Source organism: Actinomycetota bacterium (genome assembly GCA_036280995.1).
Lineage (GTDB): Bacteria > Actinomycetota > CALGFH01 > CALGFH01 > CALGFH01 > CALGFH01.
In genome coordinates, this window is the sequence record DASUPQ010000766.1 from 1 (window position 1) to 21889 (window position 21889).

At 73.3% G+C, this 21889-nt stretch carries 24 protein-coding genes and 1 pseudogene; 13 read left to right on the forward strand and 12 right to left on the reverse strand.

All coding sequences use genetic code 11. The features are described 5' to 3' along the window. Positions 1-320: 320 nt before the first annotated feature. Complete coding sequence (locus tag VF468_25540; protein ID HEX5881651.1) at positions 321-1274, reverse strand: IS481 family transposase; 954 nt, start codon at positions 1272-1274, stop codon at positions 321-323. Between the two features lie 86 nt (positions 1275-1360). Then, positions 1361-2038, reverse strand: coding sequence for an alpha/beta hydrolase (locus tag VF468_25545; GenBank protein HEX5881652.1), 678 nt, complete (start codon positions 2036-2038; stop codon positions 1361-1363). Positions 2039-2216: 178 nt separating this feature from the next. Here VF468_25545 and VF468_25550 point away from each other — a divergent pair, with 178 nt between their 5' ends. Together VF468_25550 and VF468_25555 are read left to right on the forward strand one after the other, a co-directional pair. Further along, entirely contained in the window at positions 2217-2723 is a 507-nt protein-coding gene (locus VF468_25550) for a DUF3237 domain-containing protein (protein ID HEX5881653.1), read from the forward strand. A 75-nt stretch (positions 2724-2798) separates the two neighbouring features. Further along, positions 2799-3419 carry a helix-turn-helix domain-containing protein gene (locus VF468_25555; GenBank protein ID HEX5881654.1) on the forward strand — a complete coding sequence of 207 codons (621 nt, stop codon included), beginning with the start codon at positions 2799-2801 and terminating at the stop codon, positions 3417-3419. A gap of 248 nt (positions 3420-3667) precedes the next feature. On the opposite strand, the gene VF468_25560 is transcribed toward VF468_25555, so the two are convergent. The 4 genes from VF468_25560 to VF468_25575 all read right to left on the reverse strand — a co-directional run bounded on the left by VF468_25560 (position 3668) and on the right by VF468_25575 (position 7165). Continuing rightward, positions 3668-4348 (reverse strand): CE1759 family FMN reductase, encoded by a 681-nt coding sequence (locus VF468_25560; protein ID HEX5881655.1) that lies wholly within the window; start codon positions 4346-4348, stop codon positions 3668-3670. Next, entirely contained in the window at positions 4345-4827 is a 483-nt protein-coding gene (locus VF468_25565) for a MarR family transcriptional regulator (protein ID HEX5881656.1), read from the reverse strand. Before VF468_25565 ends, VF468_25560 begins: the two co-directional genes overlap by 4 nt. Beyond that, positions 4827-6014: an LLM class flavin-dependent oxidoreductase gene (locus VF468_25570; GenBank protein ID HEX5881657.1), complete on the reverse strand. Its 1188-nt coding sequence runs from the start codon at positions 6012-6014 to the stop codon at positions 4827-4829. The genes VF468_25565 and VF468_25570 overlap by 1 nt, the downstream gene beginning before the upstream one ends. Positions 6015-6292: 278 nt before the next feature. Next, positions 6293-7165, reverse strand: a complete 873-nt coding sequence (locus VF468_25575; protein ID HEX5881658.1) for an exodeoxyribonuclease III — start codon at positions 7163-7165, stop codon at positions 6293-6295. Positions 7166-7245: 80 nt separating this feature from the next. Here VF468_25575 and VF468_25580 point away from each other — a divergent pair, with 80 nt between their 5' ends. The 3 genes from VF468_25580 to VF468_25590 are packed head-to-tail and all read left to right on the forward strand — an operon-like array spanning position 7246 to position 8479. Then, complete coding sequence (locus tag VF468_25580) at positions 7246-7785, forward strand: MarR family transcriptional regulator (protein ID HEX5881659.1); 540 nt, start codon at positions 7246-7248, stop codon at positions 7783-7785. Beyond that, positions 7785-8288 carry an SgcJ/EcaC family oxidoreductase gene (locus tag VF468_25585; GenBank protein HEX5881660.1) on the forward strand — a complete coding sequence of 168 codons (504 nt, stop codon included), beginning with the start codon at positions 7785-7787 and terminating at the stop codon, positions 8286-8288. Before VF468_25580 ends, VF468_25585 begins: the two co-directional genes overlap by 1 nt. 14 nt (positions 8289-8302) lie before the next feature. Then, positions 8303-8479, forward strand: coding sequence for a hypothetical protein (locus VF468_25590; GenBank protein ID HEX5881661.1), 177 nt, complete (start codon positions 8303-8305; stop codon positions 8477-8479). Positions 8480-8487: 8 nt separating this feature from the next. On the opposite strand, the gene VF468_25595 is transcribed toward VF468_25590, so the two are convergent. Further along, positions 8488-9264, reverse strand: a complete 777-nt coding sequence (locus tag VF468_25595) for an IclR family transcriptional regulator (GenBank protein ID HEX5881662.1) — start codon at positions 9262-9264, stop codon at positions 8488-8490. Between the two features lie 126 nt (positions 9265-9390). On the opposite strand from VF468_25595, the gene VF468_25600 reads away from it, so the two are divergent. Genes VF468_25600 through pucL form a run of 7 tightly spaced genes read left to right on the forward strand, consistent with a single transcriptional unit; the run spans position 9391 to position 16462 of the window. Further along, the gene (locus VF468_25600) at positions 9391-10212 is read left to right on the forward strand and encodes a TIM barrel protein (GenBank protein ID HEX5881663.1); all 822 of its coding nucleotides are present in this window, start codon (positions 9391-9393) and stop codon (positions 10210-10212) included. 18 nt (positions 10213-10230) lie between these two features. Further along, entirely contained in the window at positions 10231-11112 is an 882-nt protein-coding gene (locus VF468_25605) for a 2-hydroxy-3-oxopropionate reductase (GenBank protein ID HEX5881664.1), read from the forward strand. A gap of 27 nt (positions 11113-11139) precedes the next feature. After that, complete coding sequence (gene gcl, locus VF468_25610; GenBank protein HEX5881665.1) at positions 11140-12939, forward strand: glyoxylate carboligase; 1800 nt, start codon at positions 11140-11142, stop codon at positions 12937-12939. Then, positions 12939-14105 carry a glycerate kinase gene (locus VF468_25615; GenBank protein ID HEX5881666.1) on the forward strand — a complete coding sequence of 389 codons (1167 nt, stop codon included), beginning with the start codon at positions 12939-12941 and terminating at the stop codon, positions 14103-14105. Before gcl ends, VF468_25615 begins: the two co-directional genes overlap by 1 nt. Further along, positions 14098-15234, forward strand: coding sequence for an allantoicase (gene alc / locus VF468_25620; GenBank protein ID HEX5881667.1), 1137 nt, complete (start codon positions 14098-14100; stop codon positions 15232-15234). The genes VF468_25615 and alc overlap by 8 nt, the downstream gene beginning before the upstream one ends. Beyond that, a complete protein-coding gene (uraH, locus tag VF468_25625; GenBank protein ID HEX5881668.1) occupies positions 15231-15566 on the forward strand; it encodes a hydroxyisourate hydrolase in 336 nt (111 codons plus the stop codon). The genes alc and uraH overlap by 4 nt, the downstream gene beginning before the upstream one ends. A 17-nt stretch (positions 15567-15583) precedes the next feature. Beyond that, the gene (pucL, locus tag VF468_25630) at positions 15584-16462 is read left to right on the forward strand and encodes a urate oxidase (GenBank protein ID HEX5881669.1); all 879 of its coding nucleotides are present in this window, start codon (positions 15584-15586) and stop codon (positions 16460-16462) included. 45 nt (positions 16463-16507) lie between these two features. Here pucL and VF468_25635 read toward each other — a convergent pair whose 3' ends face one another. Continuing rightward, on the reverse strand, positions 16508-16711 hold the full coding sequence (locus VF468_25635) for a CsbD family protein (protein ID HEX5881670.1): 204 nt from the start codon (positions 16709-16711) through the stop codon (positions 16508-16510). Positions 16712-16782: 71 nt separating this feature from the next. Further along, positions 16783-18519 (reverse strand): IlvD/Edd family dehydratase, encoded by a 1737-nt coding sequence (locus tag VF468_25640; GenBank protein HEX5881671.1) that lies wholly within the window; start codon positions 18517-18519, stop codon positions 16783-16785. Positions 18520-18558: 39 nt separating this feature from the next. Between VF468_25640 and VF468_25645 the strand changes: the two genes are divergently transcribed. Continuing rightward, on the forward strand, positions 18559-19305 hold the full coding sequence (locus tag VF468_25645; protein ID HEX5881672.1) for an SDR family oxidoreductase: 747 nt from the start codon (positions 18559-18561) through the stop codon (positions 19303-19305). 84 nt (positions 19306-19389) lie between these two features. Here VF468_25645 and VF468_25650 read toward each other — a convergent pair. The 3 genes and pseudogenes from VF468_25650 to VF468_25660 form a co-directional block, all read right to left on the reverse strand. Further along, a pseudogene (locus VF468_25650) lies at positions 19390-19839 on the reverse strand (transposase). Between the two features lie 177 nt (positions 19840-20016). Beyond that, positions 20017-20514, reverse strand: a complete 498-nt coding sequence (locus tag VF468_25655) for a transposase (protein HEX5881673.1) — start codon at positions 20512-20514, stop codon at positions 20017-20019. Between the two features lie 107 nt (positions 20515-20621). Continuing rightward, positions 20622-21812 (reverse strand): hypothetical protein, encoded by a 1191-nt coding sequence (locus VF468_25660; GenBank protein HEX5881674.1) that lies wholly within the window; start codon positions 21810-21812, stop codon positions 20622-20624. Positions 21813-21889 lie beyond the last annotated feature (77 nt).

The window sequence follows — 21889 nt, forward strand, 5'->3', positions numbered from 1 at the left end:
GCAGTGCTCGGTGTGCGCCGGCCGCTCGTAGGTCGAATGCCGGCTGACCGTCGTGAGCAGGCGATCTCGGCGATTGCTGACCTGCTGATTGGCCAGCTCGAGCGCGAAGCGCAACGGCCTGCTCTTGACGCCCGAGGTCGAGGTAGGGTCGCTGGCAGGAGCTGGAGGCAGGAGGAATTGTCGTGAGAGTTGCCATCTACCGGCGTATCTCTACCGACGAGGAGCGCCAGCCGTTCTCGCTTGACGCCCAGCAAGAGCGGCTAGTGGCTCGTCAGTCGTGACTTGTGAGGTGTAGGGGTTTGGTCTCATGCTCGTGCGGTCTAGGTGTGCTTCCCACCAACGTTGTTGACGAGGATCGCCATCGGGGTCAGGCCGTCGAGCGAGGTGTGCGGTCGGCGGTGATTGTAGAACCGCAGCCAACGAGCGAGGGCCCGACGACGCTCGTTGTTGGAGCGGTACAGCCGTGCGTAGGCCCATTCATCGAGCAGGGTCTTGTTGAACCGTTCGACCTTGCCGTTGGTCTGGGGCCGGTAGCGGCGGGTCCGCTTGAGGCGGATGCCGAGCCCAGCGGCCGTCTCGGCAAAGACCAGCGACTCGGCATAGGCCTTGGCGTTGTCGGTCAGCACCCGCTCGATCCGCACCCCTTGGTCGGCGAAGAAGCCGGCCGCCTCGACCAGGAAGCGAGCGCAGGTGGTGGCGGTCTCGTCGTCCAGGAGCTGGCTGAAGGCGACCCGGGAGCGGTCATCAACGGCCGAGTGGACATAGTCGTAGCCGATACCCCGACCACGCTTGGCAACGGCGCGGCCATGGACCTTGTGGCCGCCGCCGTCGGGGATGCGGCCCAGCTTCTTGACGTCCAGGTGGACCAGCTCGCCGGGCCGCTCCCGCTCATAGCGCACGACCACGCCGCTGGTCCGGTCGGTGTGGGCCAGCCGGCTCATCCCGTGGCGGCGCAGCACCCCATAGACGGTCGAGCGTGGCATGGCCAGGTGGTAGCCGAGCCGATGGGGACCCTGGCGGCGGCGCCGCCGGGCGGCCAGCACCCGCCGGACCTGGCTGGCCGACAAGGCATGCGGACAGCGACGGGGTCGCGAGCTCCGGTCGGCCAGGCCGGCCGGGCCTTCGCAGCGGTAGCGGCCAAGCCACTTGTAGGCCGTGGCCCGCGACACCCCCAGGCTCTCGGCCGCCTGGGCGGGCGGCCAGCCCAGCTCGGTGATGCGCTGGACCAGCAACAGCCGACCGAACTCGGTCAGCCGAGCATTACGATGGGCCATGAGGGTCCCCTCCCGGCTCGAGGCTTCGACAACCCAAGCCGATCGAGGGGACCCTCAACTGTCAACAACCCTCACGGGAACTACATCTAGGGCCTGGCGGCCAGGACCAGGGCCGGCGGGAGCCCGGCGAGGTCCGGCGCGAGCAGCGGCGCCGAATACGGGGTGGCGGCCTGGCCGGCCAGGTACTGCGACCGGTACCACTCGTCGCGGCCGGGCTGGACGCCGTCGATGCCGTCGAAGCGGCGGTGCGACTCCGAGTCGGTGCCGAGGTCGAGCCACGGGTAGCACAGGACCTGGCGGGCCACCGGCGCCCGCCCCCGGTCACGCGCCATGAGGCAGGCCGCCGCCACCAGGTTCGCCCCAGCGCTCTGCCCGCCGGCTATCAGGCGGCCGTCGCCGCCGACGGCCTCGCCGTGCTCCTCCAGCCACGAGATGGCGTCGTAGGTGTCGTGCACCGCCGCGGGGAACGGGTGCTCGGGCGCGAGCCGGTAGTCCAGGGAAAGGACCGTCAGCCCTGTCCGCCGCGCCAGGCTGGCGCAGGCGACGTCGATGTCGTCCAAGGATCCGCCGACGAACGCGCCCCCGTGCAACCAGAGCAGCAGCGGCTGTGGGGTCGAGCGCGCGTCGCGGTACAGGCGGACGCGGATGGGTGCCTCAGGCAGCGGGAGGAGCATCTCGGCGCGGATCCTGACCTTCTCGGGCGTTCCCGCCAGATCCGGGTCCGGCCGGCTCGCTCGGCTGGCGACCAGGTCGTCGTAGGGCATCGGCCCGTCCTGAACAGGAGCCCCGCTCAAAAAGCGCTTCGCCTCCCGCTCGAATTCGGGCTGGCTGATCACTCGCATGCGCTGATCGCTCCTTCCTCAGACCCTTGCATACCCAGAGTAGGGTATTACATACTCTAAGTATGTAACTTACCAGTCCTGCGGCCGCAAGGAGGCCAAGGTGAGCACGGCAACCGCAAGTGAGCCCAGTTTCCTCCACGAGCTTCCAGCCCTTTCGGCGCTCCCCGTCGAGCACCTCGCCGACTTCAGCGTCGACCTCGAGCCCGCGCAGGTGCTCACCACGCCGCTCGGAACACGGATGACCTTCGTCGTCAAGCGCGGCAGGGTCTCCGGGCCAAGGCTGCGTGGCGAGATACTCCCTGGTGGAGGCGACTGGGTGGTGGTCGGTAGCGACGCGATCGGCCGGCTGGACGTGCGCGCGACGCTGCGCACCGACGACGGCGCACTCATCCACACCACGGTCGGCGGCGTGGCGCAACTCCCTGCCGACGGCATGCGCCGGCTGGCCGCGGGCGATCGCCTGCCCTGGGGCGAGACCTACGTGCGGACGACTCCTCGATTCGAGACCGGCGACGAGCGCTATGCCTGGCTCAACGAGGTGGTTTCCGTCGCCTACAACGAACTCTCGAAAGACCACATCGACTACCGGATCTACCGGGTGCGCTGAGCGGGAAGAGTCCCGGACCGTGGGGAACGTCGGAACGAAACAGTCACGCACCCGTCGACGCGCTATCTTCGCCGCATGGCTAGGGCACGAGCGGGCCGAACGCAGCGCGAGCGCACCGCGGCGACGACCACAGCCCTCGTCAGCGCCGCCCACGAGCTGTTCGGCGAGGACGGCTACGAGGCCACGTCCCTCGACGCCGTCGCCGTCGCCGCGGGCGTGACCAAGGGCGCCCTCTACCACCACTTCGACTCCAAGCGGGAGCTGTTCGCCGCGGTCTTCGCGCGCGAGGTCGAGCGCCTGGCCGCAGCCGCACGCACCGCCTACCTCGCCGAGGCCGATCCGTGGACGGGCTTCGAGGCCGGCTGCCGTGCGTTCCTCGAAGCCTGCCGCCAGCCACGGACCCAGCGCATCGTCCTGCTCGACGCCCAGCCGGCCCTCGGCTGGGACACGATCCGCGAGCTGGAGGGTGAGATGCTGTCGATGATGGCAGTCGGCATCGAGCGGGCGATCTCAGCGGGCCGTATCGCGCCGCGGCCTGCGGGCCCGCTGGTGAGCCTGCTGTTCGGCGCGCTGTGCGAGGGGGCGATGGTCGTCGCACGCGCCGAGGACCCGAGCGCCGCTCAGACGGCCATGCTCGCCGAGGTCCGCAGGCTACTCCACGGCATGTCCGCTGAGACGGGCGCCGCCGCGACGTGACGAGCCTGCCCGTCTGGTCGTCCTATCGGCTCTTGGAGCATTGTCGGTCGGTGATCAGCCCGCCGCCGCCGTTGGAGTCCTGTGCCGGAACACCCCGTCGATCATGGAGGTGACGGTCTCGAAGCCGCGGTGGGGTGCCAGGGCGTGCCCTTGGGCTCGCCCGTAGGCGCCTGAGCCGAGCCGACCGCCTCAGCCGCTCCTCGAAGCGAACCGGCATACTGCTGGCCGAAGTGCCTGGAATGCTACGTTCAGGTGGCGGACCCGCCGGTGGCCAGGCGCATGAGCTCGGAGTCGAGGTCGATGGTCAGCTCGGTTCCGCCGGCGCTGCCGAACTCGTGCTGGTAGCTGTGCCAGGACTCGTCCCTGACCTGCTGGGCGAACCCGCTCTCCATGAGGAGCAGGAGCTCGAGGGCGGCCCGGTCGATGCGCCTGGCCAGCGCCGGGTCGCTCCAGTCCTCCGGGGCGGCGAACAGCGAGGTCGGCACGGTCATGGTCCGCAGGTAGGCGAACAGCGACCGCAGTTGCTCGTCGACGACCAGGGCGTGCCGGGCCGTTCCCGCGGTGGCGGCGAGCACGACCGGCTTGGCGATGAGCAGGTCGTTGTCCAGGACCTGGAAGAACGAGGTGAACAGGCCGCTGGCTCCGGCGGCATAGACCGGGGTGCTGGCCACGATGCCGTCCGCCTCGCCGAGGGCGGCCACCGCCTGCTGCAGCTTCGGTCCGACCAGCTGGGACACCATCGCGGTGGTGAGCTCGGTGGCCAGCTCGCGCAGGTCGATGACGCGGGTGGCCACCTCGTTGCCGCGGCGGCCGGCCAGGTCGGTGACGCGCTGGGCGAGCTGATCGGCCAGCATCCGCGTCGAGGAGGGGTCGCTGGTCCCGGCGGTGACGACCACGAGCGTGAACGGCTGCCTGTCGGTGGTGGTCATGTGCGTGCGAGCTCCTTGTCGTGGCTGGTTGATGTGTCGGTGGCGGCCGGTCGACCGGCCAGCTTCCAGCCGATCGTCGCCAGCTGCCGCAGCTCGTCCGGGCTCAGCTCGGCGGTCAGCGCACGGGCGACGGAGCGGGCATGCCGACGGCCGATCTGACGCTGGATCTCCCGGCCGGCGTCGGTCAGCGACAGGCGCACGCCGCGCCCATCGGCGGGGTCCGGGCGGCGCGCGACGAGGCCGCGTTCGACCAGCCGGTCCACCATGCGCGACAGCGCCGGCTGGCTGAGCAGGACCTGCCGGTGCAGCTCGCCCATGCGCACCGGCTCGCGGCGCTTGGACAGGGTGTAGAGCACGTCGTACTCCCGCATGGACAGGTCCTGCCAGCTGTCCTCGGCCGCGAACTGCTTCATCAGCCGGGCGTGGGCGGACAGCAGGGCCTCCCAGGCGTCGTTGGCCAGTCGGGTCCTGCTGGCCATCACAGGCTCGGGTAGCTGGCCTGCAGGACCGGGTCGGTGTCCTGGTAGGGGGAGGCACCGGTGACGTTGTCCCCGCGGTTGGCGTTGGGACGTGGCTGGCGGGGCGGCTGGTCGCCGTACTTGGCCTTGACCAGGCTGGCGTGGGTCGGCGCGTCGGGGACCTCCGGGTCGCGCCTGGCGGCCAGCTCCTTGCGCAGGGTGGGCACGACCTCCCCGCCGAGCAGGTCGAGCTGGTGCAGCACGGTCGCCAGCGGCAGGCCGGCGTGGTCGATCAGGAACAGCTGGCGCTGGTAGTCGCCGAAGTGCTCGCGGAAGGTCAGGGTCTTGTCGATGACCTCCTGTGGGCTGCCCACCGACAACGGTGTCATCTCCATGAACTCCTCCAACGACGGACCGTGCCCATAGACCGGCGCCTCGTTGAAGTAGGGGCGGAACTCGGCGATGGCGTCCTGCGACCGGCGGGCGATGTACGCCTGGCCACCCAGGCCGACGATCGCCTGCCGCTCGGTGCCGTGGCCGTAGTGGGCGTAGCGCTGCCGGTAGAAGCCGATCAGCCGCATGAAGTGCTCCTTGGGCCAGAAGATGTGGTTGGCGAAGAAGCCGTCGCCGTAGTAGGCGGCCTGCTCGGCGATCTCGGGCGTGCGGATCGAGCCGTGCCACACGAACGGCGGAACGTCGTCCAGCGGCCGCGGGATCGAGGTGAAGCCCTGCAGCGGGGTGCGGAACCTCCCCTGCCAGTCCACCACGTCCTCCCGCCACAACCGGTGCAGCAGGTTGTAGTTCTCCAACGCCAGGGGCAGGCCCTGGCGGATGTCCTGGCCGAACCACGGGTACACCGGGGCCGTGTTGCCACGCCCGAGCATCAGGTCCATCCGGCCCTTGGACAGGTGCTGCAGCAGGGCGTACTCCTCGGCGATCCGCACCGGGTCGTTGGTGGTGATCAGCGTCGTCGCCGTGGACACGATCAGCCGTTTGGTCGTCGCGGCGATGAACGACAGCAGCGTGGTCGGCGCCGACGAGAAGAAGGGAGGGTTGTGGTGCTCGCCGATGGCGAACACGTCCAGCCCAACCTCCTCGGTCTTCTGGGCGATCCGTGCGATCGCGTCGATCCGCTCGGCCTCACTGGGCGTCGCTCCCGACACCGGATCCCGGGTGATGTCGCTGACCGAGAACACTCCGAACTGCATTGCAGGTCTCCTTCACATCCCCGCACCGGCGCTCGGCATTCGCGCCGGTCCGGGTCAAGTTCATGCGTTTGCATCTACATCAACGGGTGCGACCGCCACACTTATTCCGCCGTGCGGCGTCCCCCGGCGAGTCCTCACCGGCACGGCGGTTCGGCCGGCAAGGTCGCCGACGTCTACGGCGTCCCCGGCCGAGCGCCATCAGGTGCGGGTCGCCGAAGCGGTCGCCGACTCGAGTGGGCCGTCCCGGTCCAGGCCGGACAGGCGGGCGTGGGCATCCGCTAGGCCGGCGGCCGCGCCTGGGGGAGCTTGGCCGGGCGCTGCCTGATGACCGGGGCGGACGGTGGCGGGACGACCGGCCCGATGTCGCCGTCCGGCGCCTCGTCCAGGTCGACGATCACGGGGGCGTGGTCGCTGGGCCCGGAGCCCTTGCGGGCCTGCCGGTCCACCCAGGCCGCCCGGACCCGGCCGGCGACGGTCGCCGAGGCCAGCACCAGGTCGATCCGCATGCCCAGGTCCTGGTGGAACATGCCGGCCCGGTAGTCCCAGTAGGTGAACACCCGCTCATCCGGCCAGCGGTCCCGCACGACGTCGCACAGGCCGAGCGCCTGCAGCCCGGCCAGGGCCGCCCGCTCCGGCGGGGTGACGTGAGTCTGGCCGACGTAGGCGGCCGGGTCGAACACGTCGGCGTCGGTCGGGGCGATGTTCATGTCCCCGCAGACGATCGTCGCGTCCGGACCGGCGGCCACGTCGTCCCGCAGCGCGGCCAGCCAGGCCAGCTTGTAGCGGTAGTGGTCGGACTCCGGCACCCGCCCGTTCGGCACGTACACGGACCACACCCGGATGCCGCCGCAGGTCGCGGCCACGGCCCGCGCCTCCGGGCGCGGGAACCCGGGTGCGCCCGGCACCCCGCGCACGACCTCCCCCAGCCCCAGCCTGGAGAGGATGGCCACGCCGTTCCACTGGCCCTCCCCGTGGAGCGCGACCTCGTAGCCGCGGCCGGCGAGCTCGTCGCCGAGGAGCTCGGTGAACTTGCGATCGGTGAGCTTGGTCTCCTGCAGGCAGACGACGTCGGGCTGCCGCTGGTCGAGCCAGGGCAGCAGCCGGGGCACCCGCTGCTTGACCGAGTTCACGTTCCAGGTCGCCACTCGCACCCGGCCACAGTAGCGCAGCTTGACCAGGATCCGTTCACCAGTTAACTTAGTAACTAAGCTACATGAGGAGGAGAGAGGGCATGACGGTGCTTCGGGGGGCGGATCGGGCCGGGTTGGCGTCCGAGATCAACGGGTCGCTGGCCCGCCGGCACAGCACCGCGACCGTGCTGTTCCACCACGCCCTGGCCGAGCGCCTGGGGCTGGGCCCGACCGACCACAAGTGCCTGGACCTGCTCTGGGAGCGGGCCCCCCTGACGGCCAGCGAGCTGGCCGCGATCACCGGCCTGACCAGCGGGGCGGTCACCGGGGTGGTGGCCCGGCTGGAGCGCTCGGGCTGGCTGCGACGGGAGCCCCATCCCCAGGACCGGCGCAAGCAGGTGCTGTACCCGACCCGGGAGGCGGCGCACGAGATCCAGCAGGTGTTCGACGCCCTGCCCGACGCCGGGGAGCTGCTGGAGGGGCTCGACGCCGACCAGCTGGCCGCCATCGCCGAGTTCCTGACCCGGGCGACCGACCTCGCCTACCGGCGTGGGGCCCTGCTGCGGGCCCAGGTGCTGGCGGCCGGCGGTCGCCAGCCCGGCCCGGCCATCGGCGGCCAGGCGACCACCAAGGAGCGATGATGAACGACGAGCAGCAGATCAGGGCCTTGTTCGACCAGATGTGCCGGGCCTGGAGCGACGGCGACGCGGTGGCCTATGGCCGCTGCTTCACCGCTGACTGCGACTATGTCTCCTTCGACGGCTACTGGGAGCGGGGCCGGGACGCGATGGTGGCCTCCCACGACAAGCTGTTCCGCGGGGTGCTGTTCGGCTCGGCGCTGGTCGGAGAGGTGGAGTCGATCCGGGACCTCGGCGACGGTGTGGCGGTGATGCACGCCACCGGGTCGGTGCTGGTCGCCTGGCGCAAGCGGCTGCCCAAGCGACGCCTGACCCGCAACACCATCGTCGTCGTCCGCAGCCCGGAGGGCTGGCGTTGCGCCGCGATCCACAACGGCCGCGTCCGCCCGGTCGGCGTTCCCGCCCCAGACTCGATGCCGGCCAAGGTGGCCCGCACCCTGGTCCGGGCCTCCCGGGCCTTGCACCTCGGCCAGCCCCCAGCAGCCCCCGCCACCGGAACCCGGTAGCGAGGGCATACCCCATGGGGACCTACGTCGACCTGGACGGGGTGCGGACCTGGTACGAGGAGCACGGTCGGGGCGAGCCGCTGGTCGCGCTGCACCCGGGGCTGGCCGACGCGCGGTCCCTGGCGGCCACCGTCGAGGTGCCGGCCGGCCACCTCGGCGTCTACACGCCGGAGGGCCGCGGGACGCCCTGACGCCCCGCTCAGGCGGTGGCGTCGCGGTAGGAGAGCTCCGCCGTGAGGTGGCGGGCGGCCTCCTGGAGGAGGGGGACGGCGCGCTCGACGACCGGCGGGGTGAGGCGCGCGTCGGGGCCGGAGATGGAGATGGCCGTCAGGGCGGGGGCGCCGGGCACGGGGACGGCGATGCACTGGACGCCGATCTCCTGCTCGCCGTTGTCGAGGGCGTAGCCGCGGGCACGGACCAGGGCCAGCTCGCGCTGGAGGGCGACCGGGCTGGTGATCGTCTCGGGCGTCAGGGCGGGCATGCCGTTGCGGATCACGATCTCCTCGGCCTCGGCCGGGCCGAGCTGGGCGAGCAGGGCCTTGCCGACGCCGGTGCAGTGGGGCAGGACCCGCCGGCCGACCTCGGTGAAGGTGCGCATGGAGTGGCGCGAGGGCGCCTGGGCGACGTAGAGGACCTGGTCGCCGTCGAGCAGGGCCATGTTGGCGGTCTCGCCGAGGGCGTCCACCAGGTTGGTCAGGTGGGGGCCGACCCAGATGCCGAGCAGGCGGCTGGCGCTGTCGCCCAGCCGGATGAGCCGGGGGGCGAGAGCGTAGCGGCGGGAGGGCTCCTGGCGCACGTAGCCGCGGTCGACCAGGGTGCGCATCAGCCGGTGGATGGTGGGCATCGGCAGCCCGGTGCGGTTGACCAGCTCGGTGAGGGTCAGCTCGCCGCCGGCGTCGGCCATGCACTCCAGGATCTCGAACGCCCGCTCGATGGACTGCACCCCGCCGTGCGTCCGTCCCTCGGTCGTGGTCAACCTGGCCGCTCCCGTCCTCTCCGTCCCGTCGCACCAGCATATAGCGAGGCCGTGGTCGCCCTTGACCCGGCCCACCCGACCACGTAGATTCCACTGGAAAGAATACTCCACAATGCGGAAGGCACGATGGCGGCCCATTCCCTGCGCTACGAGGTCAACTGCTCCATCCTGTTCACCGAGCTGCCGCTGCACGAGCGCCCGGCGGCGGCGCGGGCGGCCGGGTTCCGGGCGGTCGAGTTCTGGTGGCCGTTCCCGGTGGCCGTGCCCTCCGACCGCGAGGTTGACGCGTTCGTCCGCTCGGTCGGCGACGCCGGCGTCCGGCTGATCGGCCTGAACTTCTTCGCCGGGGACCTGCCCGGCGGCGACCGCGGGCTGGTGTCCTGGCCCGCCCGCTCCGGCGAGTTCCGGGACAACGTCGAGGTCACGGTCGGCATCGGGGAGCGGCTGGGCTGCCGCGCCTTCAACGCCCTCTACGGCAACCGGGTGGAGGGCGCCGACCCGGCCGCCCAGGACGAGCTCGCCACCGAGAACCTGGCCGTCGCGGGGCGGGCCGCGGCCTCGATCGGCGGCACCGTGCTGGTCGAGCCGGTGAGCGGCGCCGACCGCTACCCCCTGCGGACGGCCGCCGACGCCGTCGGGGTGGTCGACCGCGTCGCCGCCGAGACCGGCGTGGACAACCTCGGCTTCCTCTGCGACCTCTACCACCTGGCCACCAACGGCGACGACCTCGACCAGGCGATCGGCGCCTACGGCGACCGGGTCGCCCACGTGCAGATCGCCGACGCGCCCGGGCGCCATGAGCCGGGCACGGGCTCGCTCGACCTCGACCGCCACCTCGGCGCCCTCGCCGCCGGCGGCTACGACGGCTGGGTCGGGCTGGAGTACAAGCCCAGCGGGGCCAGCGCCGACAGCTTCGACTGGCTGCCCCGCGAGCGCCGCGGCGCCTGACCTTCAAGGAGACACGCGATGCCAGCAACCGTCGGCTTCATCGGCCTCGGCATCATGGGCGGCCCGATGGCCGCCAACCTCGTCAAGGCCGGCTTCGACGTCGTCGGCCACAACCGCTCCCCCGAGCCGGTCCGGCGGCTCGTCGAACAGGGGGGCCGCGGGGCCGACGGGCTCGCCGACGCCGTCCGCGACGCCGTCGTGGTCATCACCATGGTCCCCGACTCGCCCGACGTGGAGGCGGTGGCGCTGGGGGAGGACGGCATCTACGCCCACGCCAAGCCGGGCACCCTGCACGTCGACATGAGCTCGATCCGCCCCGACGTGGCCAGGAGGGTCGCCGAGGCCGGCCGGGAGCGGGGCATGCGCGTCCTCGACGCCCCGGTGAGCGGGGGCGAGCAGGGGGCCATCGACGCCACCCTGTCCATCATGGTCGGCGGGGAGGCCGCCGACTTCGCCGACGCCCGGCCCGTCCTCGAGGCGGTCGGCAAGACGGTGGTCCACGTCGGACCGGCCGGGTCCGGCCAGACCGTCAAGGCCGCCAACCAGCTGATCGTGGCCGGCACCATCGAGCTGGTGGCCGAGGCCATCGTCTTCCTGGAGGCCTACGGGGTCGACACCGAGGCCGCGGTCAAGGTGCTGGCCGGTGGCCTGGCCGGCAACGCCATCTTCGACCGCAAGGGCGCGGCCATGCTGCGCCGCGACTTCACCCCCGGGTTCCGGATCGAGCTGCACGACAAGGACATGGGGATCGTCACCTCGGCCGCCCGCCAGGCCGGCGTGGTCATCCCCCTCGGCGCCGTCGTGGCCCAGCTGGTCGCCAGCCTCAAGGCCCAGGGCGACGGCGGCCTGGACCACTCGGCGCTGCTCAAGCTGGTCGAGCGGCTGTCGGGCCGCGGCTGACCGTCACCGGGTACCCAGGAGCTCGCCATGCCCCGAATGAGAGCGATCGCCGCCGCCGTCCAGATCCTGCAGCGCGAAGGCGTGACCCACGCCTTCGGGGTGCCGGGCGCGGCCATCAACCCCTTCTACGCCGCCCTGCGGGACAGCGGCGCCATCCAGCACGTGCTGGCCCGCCACGTCGAGGGCGCGGCCCACATGGCCGAGGGCTACACCCGGGCCCGGGCCGGCAACATCGGCGTCTGCGTCGGCACCTCGGGCCCGGCCGGCACCGACATGATCACCGGCCTGTACTCGGCGGCCGCCGACTCCATCCCGATCCTCTGCATCACCGGGCAGGCTCCCACGGCCCGGCTGCACAAGGAGGACTTCCAGGCCGTCGACATCGCCGCCATCGCCAAGCCGGTGACCAAGCTGGCGACCACGGTGCTGGAGCCGGCCCAGGTGCCGGGCGCGTTCCAGCAGGCGTTCCAGCTGATGCGCTCCGGCCGTCCCGGGCCGGTCCTGCTCGACCTGCCCTTCGACGTGCAGATGGCCGAGATCTCCTTCGACGTCGACGGCTACGAGCCGCTCCCGGTCCCCCGGCCGGCGGCCACCCGGGTCCAGGTCGACAGGGCCCTTGACCTGCTCGAGGCGGGCGAGCGGCCGCTGATCGTGGCCGGCGGCGGGATCATCAACGCCGACGCCGCCGACCTGCTGGTGGAGTTCGCCGAGCTGGTCGGCGTCCCGGTGATCCCGACGCTGATGGGCTGGGGGGCCATCCCCGACGACCACCGGCTGATGGTCGGCATGGCCGGGCTGCAGACCGCCCAGCGCTACGGCAACGCCAACCTGCTCGCCTCCGACGTCGTGGTCGGCATCGGCAACCGCTGGGCCAACCGCCACACCGGCGGGCTCGACACCTACACCCGCGGCCGCCGCTTCGTCCACGTCGACATCGAGCCCACCCAGATCGGCCGCGTCTTCGCCCCCGACCTCGGCATCGTCTCGGACGCAGGCGCGGCCCTCGAGCTGTTCGTGGAGGCGGCCCGGGAGCGCCGCGACGCCGGGCGGCTGCCGGACCGGTCGGGCTGGGTCGCCGAGTGCCAGGAGCGCAAGCGGACCATGCTGCGGCGCACCCACTTCGACGACGTGCCGGTGAAGCCGCAGCGGGTCTACGAGGAGATGAACCGGGCCTTCGGCAAGGACACCCGCTACGTCAGCACCATCGGCCTGTCGCAGATCGCCGCCGGGCAGTTCCTCCACGTCTACCGGCCCCGCCACTGGATCAACGCCGGCCAGGCGGGCCCGCTGGGCTGGACCCTGCCGGCCGCCCTGGGCGTGTGCGTGGCCGAGCCCGACGCCACCGTGGTCGCCCTGTCGGGCGACTACGACTTCCAGTTCATGATCGAGGAGCTGGCCGTCGGGGCCCAGTTCAACCTGCCCTACCTCCACGTGCTGGTGAACAACTCCTACCTGGGGCTGATCCGCCAGGCCCAGCGGGCCTTCGACATCGACTACTGCGTGCAGCTGGCCTTCGACAACGTCAACTCCCCGGAGGTCGGCGGCTACGGGGTCGACCACGTCAAGGTGGCCGAGGGCTTCGGCTGCAAGGCCCTGCGGGTGCGCGAGCCGGGCGAGATCGCCCCGGCCTTCGAGGAGGCCAGGAAGCTCATGGCCGAGTTCCGGGTGCCGGTCGTGGTCGAGATCATCCTGGAGCGGGTGACCAACATCTCCATGGGGACCGAGATCGACAACGTCGTCGAGTTCGAGGAGCTGGCCCTGCGCGGCGAGGACGCCCCCACCGCCCTCGGCGCCCTCGACCTCGACGAGATGCAGTTCCTCGACTGATGCGCGTCGTCGTCGCCCCGGACAAGTTCAAGGGCTCCCTGACCGCGGCCCAGGTGGCCGCCCGGGTCGCCGCCGGGCTGGCCCGCGCCGCCCCCGGCGCCGAGGTGCTCGAGATGCCGGTCGCCGACGGCGGCGACGGGACCCTGGAGGCGGCCGTCGAGGCCGGCTACCGCCGCGTCCCCGTCCGGGCCGAGGGGCCCACCGGCGAGCCGGTCGAGACCGCCTACGCCGAGCGCGACGGCGTGGCCGTGGTCGAGCTGGCCGACGTGTCCGGGCTGGGCCGGCTTCCCGGCGGGCGCCTGGCCGCCCGGACCGCCTCCAGCTACGGCACCGGCCAGGTGATCCGGGCCGCCCTGGACGCCGGCTGCCGCCGGGTCGTCCTCGGCATCGGGGGCAGCGCCGGCACCGACGGCGGCGCCGGCCTGGTCCAGGCGCTGGGCGGGCGCCTGGCCGGAGAGCACGGCGGGGAGGTCGGGCGCGGCGGGGCGGCGCTGGCCGCGGTCCGCTCGCTCGACCTGGCCGGCCTGCACCCGGCCCTGGCCACCGCCGAGGTCGTGGTGGCCAGCGACGTCGACAACCCCCTGCTCGGCCCCAGGGGGGCGGCGGCCGTGTACGGCCCCCAGAAGGGGGCGTCCCCGGCCGGCGTGGCCGAGCTGGACGCCGCCCTGGCCCGCTGGGCCGACGCCGTCCGCCGGGCCACCGGCCGGGACGAGGCCGCGACCCCGGGCGCGGGCGCGGCCGGCGGCGTCGGGTTCGCCGTCCTGGCCGTGCTCGGCGCGACCCTGGCCTCGGGCATCGACCTGGTCCTCGACCTGGTCGGCTTCCGCGCCGTGCTGCCGGGGGCGGGGCTGGTGATCACGGGGGAGGGGTCGCTCGACGGCCAGACCCTGCACGGCAAGGCGCCGGCCGGGGTGGCCGCGGCCGCCCGCGCCTCCGGGATCCCGGTGGTCGCGGTGGCCGGCCGCTCGCTGCTGTCCCCGTCCGAGCTGGAGCCGGCGGGCATCCTGGCCGCCTACGCCCTCACCGACCTCGAGCCCGACCCCGGGCGCTGCATGGCCGAGGCCGGCCCCCTGCTGGAGCGGCTCGCCGAGCGGGTCGCGGCCGACTGGATGCGCGACGATAGCGCGACGACCGCAAACCGAGAGGAGGAGCTAGCCGATGGGTGACCACTTCACCCGGCTGCCCGACCTGGCCTCGCGTCGCCTCGGCGGGAGCGTGGTCTCGGCCAACGACGAGCTGTTCGCCGAGCGGGAGAACCTGATCAAGCCCGAGCCGCCCGAGTACTCGACCTACACCTTCGGGCACAAGGGCCAGGTCTACGACGGCTGGGAGACGCGGCGCCGGCGCGAGCCCGGGCACGACCACGCGGTCGTGCGCCTGGGCGCGGCCGGGGTGGTGCGCGGGGTGGTCGTCGACACGGCGTTCTTCAAGGGCAACTACCCGCCCGAGGTGTCGGTCGAGGGGGCCGGGATCGAGGGCTACCCGTCCCCGGACGAGCTCGAGGCGGCCTCCTGGGTGCCGCTGGTGCCGCGCTCGCCGGTCAAGGGCGACGCCCAGAACCCCTTCCCGGTGGACGCGCCCCAGCGCTGCACCCACGTGCGGCTGTCCATCTACCCCGACGGCGGCGTGGCCCGGCTGCGCGTCCACGGCGAGGTCGTGCCCGACCCCCGCTTCCTGGCCGCCGGCCCCATCGACCTGGCCGCCCTGGTCAACGGGGGCGTGGTGACGGGCTGCAGCAACATGTTCTACTCCTCGCCGGCCAACCTCATCTCCCCGGGCGAGGCCCGGGTCATGGGCGAGGGCTGGGAGACAGCCCGGCGGCGCGACGACGGCAACGACTGGGTCGAGCTCGCCCTGGCCGGGCCGGGAGTGGTCCGGCTGGCCGAGCTGGACACCCGCTACTTCGTCGGCAACGCCCCCGGCTGGGCCAGCCTGCGCGGCACCGCCGGCGAGGCCGGCGGCTGGACCGAGCTGCTGCCCCGGACCCGGCTCCAGCCGGACACCCGGCACCTGTTCCGGCTGCCCGCGGCCGGCGAGGTCACCGGCGCCCGGCTGGACGTGTACCCCGACGGCGGCATGGCCAGGGTGCGGCTCTACGGGGAGCTGAGCGCCGAGGGCCTGGCCGCGCTCGGCCTGCGCTGGCTCAACAGCCTGCCGGTCGGCCAGGCCCGCGAGGTCCTGGAACGGGACGGCGGCCTGACCCCGGCCGAGGCCGAGGCGGTGGCCGCCACCCGGCCGGTCGGCGACCCGGGCGACCTGCCCGAGGCGGTGCGGTCGCTGGTGGCGCCGTCATGACCACGCTCTCGACCCACGTCCTCGACGCCGCCTCGGGGCGGCCCGCCGCCGGGGTCCGGGTGACGCTGGACCGCCGCGACGGCGACGGCTGGCGGCCGCTCGGCGCCGGCGTGACCGACGACGACGGCCGGGTCCGCGACCTCGCCCCCGGCGGCCTCGAGGCCGGCGTGCACCGGCTGGTGTTCGCCACCGGCGAGTGGTTCGCCGCCACCGGCCAGACCGGCTTCTACCCCGAGGTCCCGGTCGTGTTCGAGGTCACCGCCGGCGGCGGCCACTACCACGTCCCGCTCCTGCTCAGCCCGTTCGCGTTCTCCACCTACAGAGGTTCCTAGCCAGGAGGTGACGCCACATGGCCGCGGTGCTCGGTCACAACCAGTACGGCAAGGCGGAGAACCGGGTCGTCCGGGTCTTCCGCGACCGCGACCCCCACGAGCTGGTCGACTACAACGTCAGCGTCGCCCTCTCCGGCGGCCAGGACGCCCCCCACCTGACCGGCGACAACTCGCCGACGCTGCCCACCGACACCCAGAAGAACACCGTCTACGCCTTCGCCAAGGAGGACGACGTCGTCGCCCAGCCGGAGTCGTTCGGGATCAGGCTGGCCCGCCACTTCGTCGACAACACCGAGCCGATCACCTGGGCGCGGGTGAAGCTGGAGATGTTCCCGTGGTCGCGGCTGGCCAACCCGCACGCCTTCGTCCGCGACGGGCGCTACGTGCGCACGGCCACCGTCACCTACGACGGGTCGACCACCTGGATCGTCTCCGGGGTCAAGGACCTGGTCCTGCTCAAGACCACCGATTCGGAGTTCTGGGGCTACATCGTCGACCAGTACACGAGCCTGCAGCCCACCAACGACCGGATCATGGCCACCTCGCTGCTCGCCCAGTGGTACCACACCAGCGAGGACGTCGAGTGGGGCAAGTCGTACGACCAGGTGCTGTCGGTCCTCCAGGACACTTTCGCCGGCCACCACAGCCTGGCCCTGCAGCACACCCTCTACGAGATGGGGTCGGCCGTGCTCGACGGCCTGCCGGAGATCGCCGAGGTCCGCTTCTCGGCCCCGAACAAGCACCATTTCGTCTACGACCTGGACCGCTTCGGGCTGGAGAACGACAACGAGGTCTTCCACGCCGACGACCGGCCCTACGGCCTCATCGAGGCGACCGTGCGGCGCGAAGACGCCCCCGACCCCGGCCAGGCCTTCGACCCCGGCCAGGGGTGGTGACAGCCCGGCTCAGGAGCCGACCTGGGCCTGTCGCTGCCCTAGCGCCTAGCGACCGCGGAAGGCGTCCTTGACCTTCTCGCCGGCCTGCTTGAGGTTGGCCTTGGTCTTGTCGGCCCGGCCCCCGGCCTCCAGGCGCTCGTCGCCGGTGACCCGCCCGGCCGCCTCCTTGAGCTGGCCCTTGACCTTCTGGGTCGCGTTCCGGGTCTTGTTCTGCGCCGCCCGCCTGCGCGCCCTTTCGTCAGCGTCCATCTCCACACTCCCTGTGCGGCTGTCGGGTGTCCGGGTCCCCGGCGACCCGGGACGCCAAACCCAGGCGGGCGTCAGTGGGACTCGCGGGTGACCTCGGAGCCGCGGCGGCCGACCAGGAAGTCGAGGTCGGCGCCGCGGTCGGCCTGGAGGACGTGGTCGACGTAGAGGCGCTGCCAGCCGCTGGGCGGGGCCGCATAGGCGGCGGTGGCCGCCTCCGGCGGGGTCCGGCGGGCCAGGTCCTCGGGCGGGACGTCGAGGTGGAGGCGGCGGGCGGGGACGTCAAGGACGATCGGGTCGCCGGTGCGGACCAGGCCGAGGGGGCCGCCGGCGGCCGCCTCGGGGGCGACGTGGAGGACCACGGTGCCGTAGGCGGTGCCGCTCATGCGGCCGTCGCTGACCCGGACCATGTCGCGGACGCCCCGCTCCAGCAGCCGGGCCGGCAGGGGCATGTTGCCGACCTCGGGCATCCCCGGGTAGCCCTTGGGGCCGCAGCCCCGCAGGACCAGCACGGAGGTCTCGTCGACCTCCAGGGCCGGGTCGTCGAGGCGGGCGTGGAGGTCCTCGATGCTGTCGAACACCACCGCCCGGCCCCGGTGCCGCAGCAGCTCGGGCGAGGCGGCGGCGGGCTTGATGACGGCGCCGTCGGGGCAGAGGTTGCCGCGCAGGACGGCGATCCCGGCCGCCTCCTTGAGGGGCCGGCCGCGGGGCCGGACCACCTCGGGGTCGACCAGCTCGGCGTCCTCCAGGTGCTCGACCAGCGGCCGGCCGGTCACGGTCAGGGCGTCGGGGTCGAGCAGGTCGGCGACCTCGCGGAGCACGGCCCGCAGGCCCCCGGCCCGGTGGAAGTCGTCCATCAGGTGGCGGCCGGCCGGCTGCAGGTCGACCAGCAGGGGCACGCCGGAGCCGATGCGGTCGAAGTCCTCCAGCGACAGGTCGACCCCGAGCCGGCCGGCCAGGGCCAGCAGGTGGACGACGCCGTTGGTCGACCCGCCGATGGCGGCCAGGGCGACGATCGCGTTGCGGAACGACCCCGGCCCCAGGAAGCCGCTGGGGCGGCGCCCGGCGGCGACCAGCTCGACGGCCAGCCGGCCGCTCTGGTGGGCCCGCTCCAGCAGCCGGCTGTCGGGTGCCGGGGTGCCGGCGACGCCCGGGATGGTGGTCCCCAGGGCCTCGGCCAGGCAGGCCATGGTCGAGGCGGTGCCCATGGTGTTGCAGTGGCCGCGGCTGCGGATCATCGCCGACTCGGACTCGAGGAAGGTGTCCCGGGACAGCCGGCCCGCCCGCACCTCCTCGCCCAGGCGCCACACGTCGGTGCCGCAGCCGAGCGGGGCGCCGCGGAAGTGCCCGGTGAGCATGGGCCCGCCGGGCACGACCAGGGCCGGCAGGTCGACCGAGGCCGCCGCCATCAGCAGGGCCGGGATCGTCTTGTCGCAGCCGCCGAGCAGCACGGCCCCGTCGACCGGGTTGGCCCGCAGCAGCTCCTCGGCGGCCATCGCGGCCAGGTTGCGCCAGAGCATGGCCGTGGGCCGCACCTGGGTCTCGCCCAGCGACACCACCGGCAGGTTGAGCGGGACCCCGCCCGCCTCCCAGACCCCCTCCTTGACGCTGGCCGCCACCTCGTCCAGGTGGCTGTTGCAGGGCGTGAGGTCCGAGGCGGTGTTGGCGATGGCGATGTGCGGCCGCCCGTCGAAGGCGTGCCGCGGCAGCCCCCGCCGCATCCAGGCCCGGTGGATGTAGGCGTTGCGGTCCGATCCCCCGTACCACTGGGCGCTGCGCAGCGGCGTGACTTCGCGGCTGTCCTCTTCCATATTCAGGCCTCAGTCTAGAGGGATCGCCGGGAGGGTGGGATGGGAGACTTCGACGGGACGGTGGCGCTGGTCACGGGCGGCGCCAGCGGGATCGGGGCCGCCACCGCGGACCTGCTGGCCGAGCGTGGGGCGCGTGTGGCCGTGCTCGACCTCGACCCGGGCCCGGCCGGCGGCGGGCACCTCCGGCTGGCCTGCGACGTCGGCGACCGGGCGGCGGTCGACCGGGCCGTCGAGCGGGCCGCGGGCGACCTCGGCGGCCTCGACGTGGTGGTCAACAACGCCGGCATCGGCGCCCAGGGCGACGTCGCCGCCAACGACGACGCCGAGTGGGCCCGCGTCCTCGACGTCAACGTGGTCGGCATCGCCCGCGTGACCCGGGCCGCCCTGCCGCACCTGCGGCGCTCGGCCCGGGCGGCGGTCGTCAACACCTGCTCGGTGGTGGCCACCCTGGGCGTCCCCAACCGCGCCCTGTACGCGGCCAGCAAGGGCGCGGTGCTCGCCCTCACCCTGGCCATGGCCGCCGACCACGTCGGCGACGGCATCCGGGTCAACTGCGTCACCCCCGGCACGGTCGAGACGCCCTGGGTCGGGCGCCTGCTGGAGGCGGCCGGCGACCCCGGGGCCGAGCTGGCCGCCCTGCGGGCCCGCCAGCCGCTCGGCCGCCTGGTCAGCGCCGCCGAGGTGGCGGCCGCCATCGCCTACCTGGCCGGCCCGCAGGCCGGCGCCACCACCGGGACGGCCCTGGCCGTCGACGGCGGCATGGCGAGCCTGCGCCTGCCCCACTAGGTGGCCGGTGTTCTCTGACGAGTTGTGGGGTCTGCGCGTTGAGGTAGCGGTCTGCGGGCAGAGCCGGGGTGCTGGTCGTCGTCGTCAGGCGGACTGGAGCTGCCAGCCGGTGCTGGTGGAGCGCAGCCCGAGGGTGGCCAACCGGCCGCCGGGGGCGGTCGGGACCTGGGTCTTGACCATCGCCGTGAGCCCGTGCTGGTCGAGCCAGGCCAGGTAGGCGCCGGTGCCATAGGCGCTGTCGCCATGGATCGCCGCCCGGGCCGCCTGCCCACGGCTTCCTTCGCCCTCACCCGCGGCCTGGTCGCCGAGCAGTGTCGGTGCGACCACGGCGTCGCCGCTAGTGGCCGCGCTGACGTCGGCGGCGCCAATCTCGCTATCGGGATCCACGGCCACATGCGCCTTGTCGCCGTCAAAGCCGTGGGCGGCGGTCGTGTGCCCGTGACGTGCCTGCGGATTCACCGTCGAGATGATCCGATCCGGTGCGGTCCCCTTGAAGATGCGGAGGCGACCGTCGTTGGTCTCTTCGATGTCTTGGCCGGTGATGGTGGCCAGCAACCTGGCCGCCGCGGCCACCCGGGGATTCAGCCGCTCGCCCCGCAGGGCATCGTGGGCCCGGTAGCCGTCGCGGACCAGGGCGTCCCCTGGCGCCTCCCGGGCGGCGCGATCGGTCCAGTCACAAGCCGGCTTGCCCGGCGCGGCGTAGTCATCCTCTCATCGTGACGGTGTCCTGGGTGGTGACCGCGTCCTCCAAGGGTGCCGAGTCCAGCACCCGCCGCACCCCGACCAGCCCCACCTGGCGGGCCAGCTGCAGGTCACCCGGAAGATCCGATCTGGATCGGCCGAGCGGCGCAGCCGCGCCCGCAGGTCGACCAGCACGGTGTGGGCGAAGCTGGCCGTCTCGTCCCCAGCCACCGCATCGGCCACCCCGGCCGCGTACCGCCAGCGGACATCGAAGGCGAACCGGTCGGCCGCCTCCCGGTCGCTCAATCCTTCCAGCCGTTGCAGGACCATGACCACGGCCAGGATCGACGGCGGCACCGAGCGGCGCCCGGTGGCCTCCAACAGGTCGGCGAACAGCTCGGGCGGGAACAACTGGGCCCGCTCCCTGGTCAGGAACCGGTACACCGAGCCCTCCGGCAGGGCCGCCTCGCACCAGGGGGCACCAGCAGTCGGCAGCTCGGGGCGGCGCAGCTGACGGCCTGGGGTCACAGCGGGTCCTCCAGGTCCGGCGACAAGGCGCCCGGAGTCTGCCAGCTCAGCCGCTCACCGACGAATCAACTACAAGACACCGGCCACCTGACCCCAGGGGGGCTGGCTCAGGGCCACGGCGTCAGCCTGGACGGCCGCCCGCGGTCGCGGCAGCCGGTGTCGGGCTCGTCCGGCGGGTCGGCCAGCGGCGGCCCGGGCACCCTGATGCCGGCCCCGGTCCCGGCCGTGATCCGCAGGCTGGCCTGCGGCAGGCCCTGGTTGCACCACTCCTGCCAGGCCCAGTACCAGTTCAGCGGGGTGCCCCGCATGCTGGCGCTGCTTGGGTCGACGACCTGGGCGTCCTCGGGGAGGTCGCCCTCCACCACGATGGTCGACGGGTTGCCGGTCAGCGGCAGCAGCCGCCCGGGCGGCTTCTCGACCTCCAGCCGCAGCTCCAGCCGGAGGTGGCACGGCGGGCCGCCCAGGAACTCGAACCCGCCCTCGAGGACGTAGCGCTGGGCCAGGTCGCCGTAGGACCAGCCACCGGGATGGAACAGCCGCCACTGGTCGGCGCGGCAGGCCGGCCGGCTGCGGTCCCCGGAGGACGGCGCCGGCGGGGTCGGCGGGGCGATCGTGCCGATGATCGTTTCGGCGACGGCCCGGTGGCGGCTCCACAGCGGGGAGTCGTGGGGGGTGGCCGACAGGCCGGCCAGCACGATCTGGGTGCGGCAGCCGGACCCGGCGCCGGCGGCGCAGCTGCGCCCCCAGTCGATCGAGTAGGTCCGATGCCTCGGCAGCTGCTGGCCCGGGGGCTGGACGTCGGGCGGCAGCTGGACGCCGGTCGGGTCCTCGTCGACCACGACGTAGGCCTGGCCGCTGGCCAGCCGCCCCCTGGTCAGGTTCACCCCGGTCTGCTCACCCAGGTAGTAGCCGGCGGCGGGGGCGCGGACCCCGACCGCGAACGGGGGCTGGTCGCGCAGCATCCCGGCGGCCTGCTCGGGCGGGGCGATCCGCACCCAGCCAGGCGCCCGCTCGCGCAGCACCCAGTCGGGCGGGTAGCGGAGCTGGAGGTTGCGGGCGGTGTCGGTGTAGACCTTCCAGCCCCTGGTCGGGTCGGTGACCGGGACGGGCAGGTGGCGGTCCCTGACCGCCGCGAGGCCGACCACGGCGGCCAGGACCAGCAGCCCCGCCACCGCGCCGGCCAGCAACGGGCGGCGCCGTCGGCGGCGGCGGACGCGGTCGAGGGGGGCACCTCGAGGCGGCGGCTCCTCGGCCACCGCGGCGGCCAGCACCCGACGGATCCGGTCCTCGATGGTCATGTCCCGGCCTCCGTGTTGCCGGTGAGGCGCTCGGCGGCGTAGGTGGCCCCGAGGCGGTCCCGCAGCCGGGCCAGGCC